This is a genomic window from Protofrankia sp. Cr1 (genome assembly GCF_963555865.1).
Lineage (GTDB): Bacteria > Actinomycetota > Actinomycetes > Frankiales > Frankiaceae > Protofrankia.
Genome location: NZ_CAUVXO010000036.1, coordinates 1 through 7,811 on the forward strand (window position 1 = coordinate 1; position 7,811 = coordinate 7,811).

At 70.5% G+C, this 7,811-nt stretch carries 4 protein-coding genes and 1 pseudogene; all 5 read left to right on the top strand.

The features are described 5' to 3' along the window. Window positions 1–167 (top strand): annotated as a pseudogene (locus U9980_RS28425) (FAD-dependent oxidoreductase); the annotation flags it as partial. A 364-nt stretch (window positions 168–531) separates the two neighbouring features. Continuing rightward, window positions 532–1,548, top strand: coding sequence for a polyprenyl synthetase family protein (locus U9980_RS05720; protein ID WP_322754800.1), 1,017 nt, complete (start codon window positions 532–534; stop codon window positions 1,546–1,548). 78 nt (window positions 1,549–1,626) lie between these two features. Further along, window positions 1,627–3,591, top strand: coding sequence for a squalene--hopene cyclase (gene shc, locus U9980_RS05725; RefSeq protein ID WP_322766986.1), 1,965 nt, complete (start codon window positions 1,627–1,629; stop codon window positions 3,589–3,591). A gap of 158 nt (window positions 3,592–3,749) precedes the next feature. After that, window positions 3,750–5,417, top strand: coding sequence for a 4-hydroxy-3-methylbut-2-enyl diphosphate reductase (ispH, locus tag U9980_RS05730; RefSeq protein ID WP_416210163.1), 1,668 nt, complete (start codon window positions 3,750–3,752; stop codon window positions 5,415–5,417). Between the two features lie 148 nt (window positions 5,418–5,565). After that, the gene (locus tag U9980_RS05735; protein WP_322766987.1) at window positions 5,566–7,800 is read left to right on the top strand and encodes a glycosyltransferase family 39 protein; all 2,235 of its coding nucleotides are present in this window, start codon (window positions 5,566–5,568) and stop codon (window positions 7,798–7,800) included. Window positions 7,801–7,811: the final 11 nt, after the last annotated feature.

The following is a 7,811-nucleotide window of genomic DNA, read 5'->3' on the forward strand; positions in this document are numbered from 1 at the left end:
GCGCACGGCAACGTTCCGCCAGGCGCCTGGCACCCACGCGCTGCGCCCTGGCCCGGCCACGGCGTTGCCGGGACTCGCGTTGGCCGGCGCGTGGACCGACACAGGCTGGCCCGCGACCATGGAGGGCGCCGTCCGCAGCGGCCTGGCCGCCGCGAAGGTGGCGCTGGGGGGCTGGCGGTCCGGTCCGCCTTCGCCCGGCCCTGCCCGCAGGTTGCTCCCTGTGGTCGACGCGCCTGGCGGTGCTCCAACGCGTGCGGGGGGATGCGGATCGTCATCGGGTAATTCGTGCAAAACGTCACAATCATCCCGGATGCCTGAGACCAACGTCCCGGACGAGGGACCGTCGTCTTCTAACCCGTCGGGATCATCGACCCCCGGGACGGCGGGCACTCCAGGCGCCCAGCCGGCACTGACCGCCACCCCGCCACTTACACCGCTTCCGACACCATCCGAGCGATCAACCTCAACCTCAACCTCAACTTCAACCACGACCACGCCTTCGGCGGCGTCACCGACAGGGAGATTTCCGGCATGACCACTGTGGTTCCCGATGCGATCGAGCGGGGCCGGACTCTGGCAGTGCCGGCGCTTCGCGCCACTGTCGACCGGCTGCATCCTCGGCTGCGTCGCGTGGTTGCCTACCACCGCGGCTGGATCGACGCGGAAGGTAACCCGCTCGCGGGTAGCGGCGGAAAGCTGCTGCGTCCGGCACTGGCACTGCTCTCGGCCGAGGCGGCCGGCGCCGCTGTCGAGGTCGGGCTCCCCGGCGCGGTCGCCGTCGAGCTCGTCCACGACTTCTCGCTGCTGCACGACGATCTCATGGACGGCGACACCGAGCGCCGGCACCGACCCACGGCCTGGACGGTGTTCGGCGCGGACGGCGCGATCCTCGCCGGCGACGCCCTGTTGGGGCTGGCCACCCAGGTGCTGCTCGAGGTCGACCGGGATGCCGGTCGCCGCGCCGCGGTGATGCTCGGGGCGGGCGTCCAGGACCTCGTCCGGGGTCAGGCCGAGGACCTGCACTTCGAAACCCGCAACGACATCACCGTCGCGGACACGCTGATGATGGAGGACGGCAAGACCGGCGCCCTGCTGTCCTGCTCGGCCGCGATCGGTGCGGTGCTGGCGGACGGCCCGGCCCGACTCGTCGACGGCCTCGCCGAGTTCGGGTCACGGCTGGGAACCGCCTTCCAACTGGTGGATGACCTGCTCGGTATCTGGGGTGACCCTGCGGTGACCGGCAAGCCGGTCCTGTCGGACCTGCGCTCGCGCAAGAAGTCGGTCCCGGTCGTGGTGGCGCTGGAGGCCGGTGGCTCCGAAGCCGACGAGCTGCGCGCCTTCCTCGCCTCCACCGGGGAACTTTCCGAAGGCGACCTGCATCGCGCCGCCGAGTTGGTCGAACGCGCTGGTGGGCGGGAGTGGACCACGGCTGAGGCCGACCGCCAGCTCGAAGCGTGCGCCGAGCTGCTGGCGTCATTGGCCCTGCCGTCGCTGGTTGAAGCCGAACTGCTCGCCCTTGCCCGTTTTGTTACCGAACGGGATCGGTGAGTGTGCTGTGACACTGCTGTTCGTACTGGACCGGGAGTTCATACCGCACCGGGACCGACATGTGGACGGGAGCCGCTGATGAGCTCGACCACCGACTACCGGCAATCCCAAGTCTCCTCCGACACGGTGACGGCAGCCGCCGTCCGGGCCCGAGACCACCTGCTGTCGCTGCAGTCCGACCAGGGCTGGTGGAAGGGCGAACTCGAGACCAATATCACGATCGAGGCGGCAGACCTTCTGTTCCGCCTCTTCATGGGCATCCTCACTCCGGATGTGCTCGAGGAGGCCGCCCGCTGGATCCGTTCGAGGCAGACCGAGAACGGCACCTGGGCGACCTACTACGGTGGCCCGCCGGATCTCAGCACGACTCTTGAGGGGTACGTCGCGTTGCGGCTCGCCGGGGACAGCCCGGACGCCCCGCACATGCGGGCTGCCGCGGCTTACGTCCGGGAGAACGGCGGTCCCGCCGCCACCCGGGTGTTCACCCGGATCTGGCTGGCGATGTTCGGCGAGTGGTCCTGGGACGACCTGCCGGTGATGCCGCCCGAGCTCGTGCTGCTGCCGTCGTGGTTCCCGCTCAACGTGTACGACTTCGGCTGCTGGGCCCGGCAGTCGATCGTTCCGCTGACGATCATCGGGACGTTTCGGCCGAAGCGCTCGCTCGGATTCGGGATCGATGAGCTCAAGGTCGAGTTCCCGGCCCAGCCGCCGGCACCGCTGCGCTCGTGGACGGGCGCGTTCCAGCGCCTGGACGCGGTGCTGCACCGGTACGAGCGCCGTCCGCTGAAGATGATCCGCCGGCACGCGATGCGCCGGGCCGCCGAATGGATCATCGCTCGACAGGAGGCCGACGGTTGCTGGGGCGGCATCCAGCCTCCGTGGGTTTTCTCGATCATGGCGCTGACGCTGCTCGGCTACCCCATGAACCATCCGGTGATCGCGACCGGGCTACGTGGCCTGGAGCGCTACACGATCCGGGAGCGGACCCCCGCGGGGATGGTCCGCCGGTTGGAGTGCTGTCAGTCCCCGGTCTGGGACACCGCGCTCGCTGTCGTCGCCCTGCGTGACGCGGGCCTTGCCGCCGACCACCCCGCCATGGTGCGCGCGGCCCGGTGGCTGGCGGACGAGGAGGTCACGCTCACCGGTGACTGGGCGGTCAAACGTCCAGCACTGGCCCCTGGCGGCTGGGCGTTCGAGTTCGACAACGACGGGTATCCCGACGTCGACGACACCGCCGAGGTCGTGCTGGCCATCCGTCGTCTGTTGAAACCCCACGGTGGCGTCGACGGGAGTCAGACAGGCGGAATCGACGCGGTGGACCCCGGGCTCGCGGCCCGGCTCCGGGCGGCCGAACGCCGCGGCGTGGACTGGGCCATCGGGATGCGCTCGGCCAACGGTGCATGGGGGGCCTTCGACGCCGACAACACCAGGACCCTTCCCACGAAGCTGCCTTTCTGTGACTTCGGCGAGGTGATCGACCCGCCGTCCGCGGATGTGACGGCTCATATAGTAGAAATGCTCGCCGAAGTGGGTCAGGCGCGCAACCCCATCACCGAACGGGCGGTGGGCTGGTTGCTGGCCGACCAGGAACCGGGTGGGTCGTGGTTCGGCCGCTGGGGTGTCAACCACATCTACGGCACCGGCGCGGTCGTCCCAGCTCTGATCGACGCGGGGGTGTCCGCCGACCATCCGGCGATCATCCGGGCCGTCCAGTGGCTGGTCGAGCATCAAAGACCTGACGGTGCCTGGGGCGAGGACTTTCGTTCCTACACCGATGACGCCTGGATCGGACGCGGTGAGCCCACCGCGTCCCAGACGGCGTGGGCGCTGCTCGCGCTCCTCGCCGCCGATCCGGCGTCCCCGGCGGTCGAACGGGGGGTGCAGTGGCTGGTCGACACCCAGCGGCCGGACGGAACCTGGGACGAGCCGCACCACACGGGCACCGGTTTCCCCGGGGATTTTTCGATCAACTACCACCTGTATCGGCTGAGTTTCCCGCTGACCGCGCTCGGCCGATACCTGAGCGGCGGGTCCGCATCATGACTTTCTCGGCACCGGACACATCACGGACGGCGGGTCCCGCCGAAGGGTCCAAGCCATCGGCGGTCCCGGCATCCCGGACGCCGCCGGCTCTGCCGGTTTTGCCGGTACCGCCGGCTCTGCCGGTTTTGCCGGTACCGGAGGTACCGCCGGCAGACGCCATGACCGCTGTTGCTCCGACTGCTGCTCCGACGGCGGTCACGTCAACCATCAGGACCCCAGCGGTCCGCCCGTCGACGGCTGACGGCGCCCCGGCCGGGGTTGATCTGGGCCGGGACACCGCGCCGGGCCTGCGCGCCATGGTCCGGCGTCGGCCCAGGCTGGTCGTGGCCGCGCCGCTGCGGTTGGAGGCATGGGCCGCGGCCCGCTCGGGCCTGCCCGGGGGCACGATTCTCATCCGGACCGGAATGGGACCCGAGCAGGCCAGCCGGTCCACCCGCATCATCCGCGAGGCCCGGGCGGACGCCGTGGCCCTGGTCGGTCTCGGCGGCGGCCTCGGTCCGGGGGTGAAGCCCGGGCACGTCGTGGTGGCTGATGAGGTCCGCACCTCCGACGGTTCGGTCAGCGCGCACTGTCCGTCCGCGCCCCTGCTGGCCGGTGAACTGCGCCGGGCGGGCCTGACCGTCCACGTCGGCCCGGTCGTATCCGTGTCGCGGCTGGCGATCGGCACCGCGCGCGCGGAGCTGGCGGCGACCGGGGCGATCGCCGTGGACATGGAGTCCGCACAGATCGCGCCGGGCGCGAGCGGGGTGCCGCTGGCGATCGTCCGCGTCATCGTGGACACCGACGAGCAGCCGCTGGGGCGTTTTGACCTGGCCCGCCGGGGGATCGCGGGACTGCGGACGATGATGACCCTCGGACCGGTGCTGGAGCGCTGGTCGGCGGCTGTCGGATCACGCCAGGTGCTGCTTGCCGAGCCCAGGGCGTTCTGCGCCGGGGTCGAACGGGCGATCGAGGTTGTCGAGCGGGCACTGGAGATGTACGGGTCGCCGGTCTACGTCCGCAAGCAGATCGTCCACAACAGCCACGTCGTTGCTGATCTTGCCGGTCGTGGCGCCATCTTCGTCGAGGAGCTCGACGAGGTACCGGCCGGGGCAACCGTGGTCTTCTCCGCGCACGGGGTCGCCCCCGCCGTCTGGGAGCAGGCCGACGACCGTGGGCTGTCAGTGATCGACGCGACGTGTCCACTGGTGGAGAAGGTCCACGCGGAGGCTCGCCGGTTCACCGCGCGCGGGGACACCGTCCTGCTTATCGGGCATTCCGGGCATGAGGAGGTTGACGGGACACTCGGGGAGGCGCCCGGAAAGATCAAGCTGGTGGAGTCGCCCGCGGACGTTGCCAGGCTTGAGGTCGACGATCCCGAGCGGGTGACCTACCTCATGCAGACCACGCTCGCGGTGGACGAGGCCGAGGAAGTCGTCGACGCACTGCGGGACCGCTTCCCGGCCGTGGTCGGGCCCGGATCGGCGGACATCTGCTACGCGACCTCGAACCGGCAGAACGCCATCCGGCGGGTCGCCATCGAGGCCGACCTGGTCCTGGTCGTCGGCTCGCAGAACAGCGCCAACTCACGCCGGCTGGTCGATGTGACCGAACGCGAGGGTGTGCCGGCCTACCTCGTCGGTGATGTCGGTGAGGTGGACATGCGGTGGTTGGTCGGTGCCGACACCATCGGCATCTCCGCGGGGGCGTCCGCGCCTCCGACCCTTGTCGACGAGCTGACCAGGGCACTGTCCGGCCTCGGCCCGACAGCGGTAGCGGTCCGTTCGGTCGGCACCGAGACGATCTCGTTCCATCTGCCCAAGGAACTTCGCCGCCAGCCCAAGTAGAACGCGTCGCCGATCACCACGCTGCGGGCGCAGGCGCCGGGTAGTTCGGAGCGTTATCCGGCTACGCGGCGCTTGTGTAGCAATTCCGGACGGTAACGGGCGGATGCGGTGAAAAGCGCGCGGTAGGACTCCTGCTACGGTCCACCCGATGCGTCAGGTATCGACCGATACGGTGCTGGCTGAGCGGGGCGATCAGCAGCGGCTCGATTATCAGGAGCTCCCCGGTGCGGTTTCCGGGACGCCCGGCCCCGCATCGTCGTCGCGGGGCCGGGCGTCCCGGCTTGCGGTGTCCGTATCCGGGCCGCGTCTGGCCGTGTTCGCCCTCGGCACGTTGTCGTTCACCGCGAGCGTGGTGCTGCAGGAGACGCTGTTCCGCCATGGTTCGGGTGACGCGGATGAGGCCGCCTACGTGCTCCAGGCCCGGATGCTGCTGCATGGGCGGCTGACCCTTGATCAGAATTTGGTGGACCCGTTCTTCCGCCCCTGGCTGACCGGCGTCCACAACGGACGGGTCTTCACCAAGTACCTGCCCGGGTGGCCGGCGATGCTGGCCGTGTCCCAGTTGCTGTTCGGGACGATGGTCCTCGCTCCCGCGCTGGTGGCCGCAGCCTGGGTGGTTGCAACCTACCGGCTGGCCCGCGAACTGTTCGATGATGTGGCGACGGCACTCACATCCGCGGCCTTTCTCGCGTTGTCGCCGCTGGTCCTCCTGCATACGGCTCTGCCGATGGCCTATGCGTTCACCGCCGCCGCGCTGACCGCCGCGATGGCCGCGCTGCTGCGTGGCACCCGCATCGGTGCCCGCCGGTCGTTGGTGGCCGCCGGTGCGGCGTTCGGCCTCGCCGCCATGGCCCGCCCGTTCGACGCGGTGCTGGTGGCCGTCGTAGGGGTCCTGTTCGTGACGGCCCGGTTCGTGACGGCCCGGTTCGCGACGGCCCGGTTCGCGACGGCCCGGTTCGCGACTGCCGGGCAACGCCCGCGGCCGGTCGCGGCGATGCTGCGGGACCTCGTGTGGGTCGGGCTCGGGGGGCTACCGTTCGTCGTGGCGGTGGCCGTCTTCTGCCGGCACGTGACCGGCTCGATGCGGACGTTGCCGCTTGCCGCCTCCGATCCGTTGGACCGCTTCGGTTTCGGTGAGCGGCGGATGCTGCCGTCCGAACCGACATTCGCCTTTACCGGGCATGTCGCGCTCGACGCGCTGCGGGAGACTCTTGCCGCCGCCCCGGGCTGGCTGTTCGGTGGGACGGCGCTGGTCGTCCTCGCCGGGGTCGGGCTCCTCGCGGGCCTTGCGGCGGGGGGGCGGCGCGCCGGGCATCTGCTGCTCGCCATCACCGCGCTGGGGGTCTTCGCCGCCTACTTCTTCTGGTGGGGTAGTGCCATGGCGGTTCCGAGCCTTCGCAACGGCCTCGGTCCGCATTACCACATGGTGGCGCTGTCGCCTGTCGTCATCCTCGCCGGCAGCGGCGCGTGCCTGCTGTGGCGGGCGGTGCCCGGGCGGCTCCCGCGGCCGGTCGCAATCCCGGTGGCGGGCGTCTGCGGGCTGGCGCTGGTGGCTGTGACCGCCGTCGGGGTGCCCGCGAAGGTCAACGTACAACGCTATGTCAACGCGGTCGACGGGTACGTACTCGATCTCATCCCGGACAATTTTGATGGGCCGGCGGTCGTCATCGTCACCCCACCGACGCCGAGCCGCTACACACAGGTTCCATACCAGTTCCTACGCAACAGCCCGGACCTGTCGGACCAGGTGCTGTACGCGGCCGACCTCGGCGCGGCCGACGGGCAGCTCGCCGAGAGGATGCCGGGCCGCCGGCTGTACCAGCTCCGCCCCGACGAGGTGATCGAGGCGGAGAAGCCGTGGAGTTTCCGGGGCTCCTTCGTCGAACTCCGCCCGGTCGAGGGAAAGAAGATCGAGGTTCGGGTGTCTGCGTCGGTCCCGGCGAACATGCGCTACGCATCGTTCTACCTGCGCATCGGCGAGCAGACGGTGACCAGCCCGCTGCCCGTCACGGGAGCCGCGGGCACCGCGGCGAGCGTCGTCGCGACCGTGGACGGAGCCCGCGCGCTCGTCACGGTGGCATCGCCGGTGGGCGGCTTGGCCATGCAGGCCTCGGTGCCGCCGACCTCGGTGCAGGAGTTCAGTTTCGCGGGCGCTGTGCTGCCGGCGCAGCTGACCGTCGGCCTGGCCGCGGGGACGACGCCGGACCTCACCGGGGCCTGGCGCTGGGAGGAGCGCATTCCCCTGGAGCGACGCGCAGACGGGGTGCTGGTCGCGTTGGGTCCCGGGCCGGGCTGGCGGCTGGTCCCCGGCCGCTACGACAACGCCTGGGTACCGGCCACCGTGACGGGGACTCTCGGCGTCACGCTCGCACCGCGACGCTGAGCACCGTGACG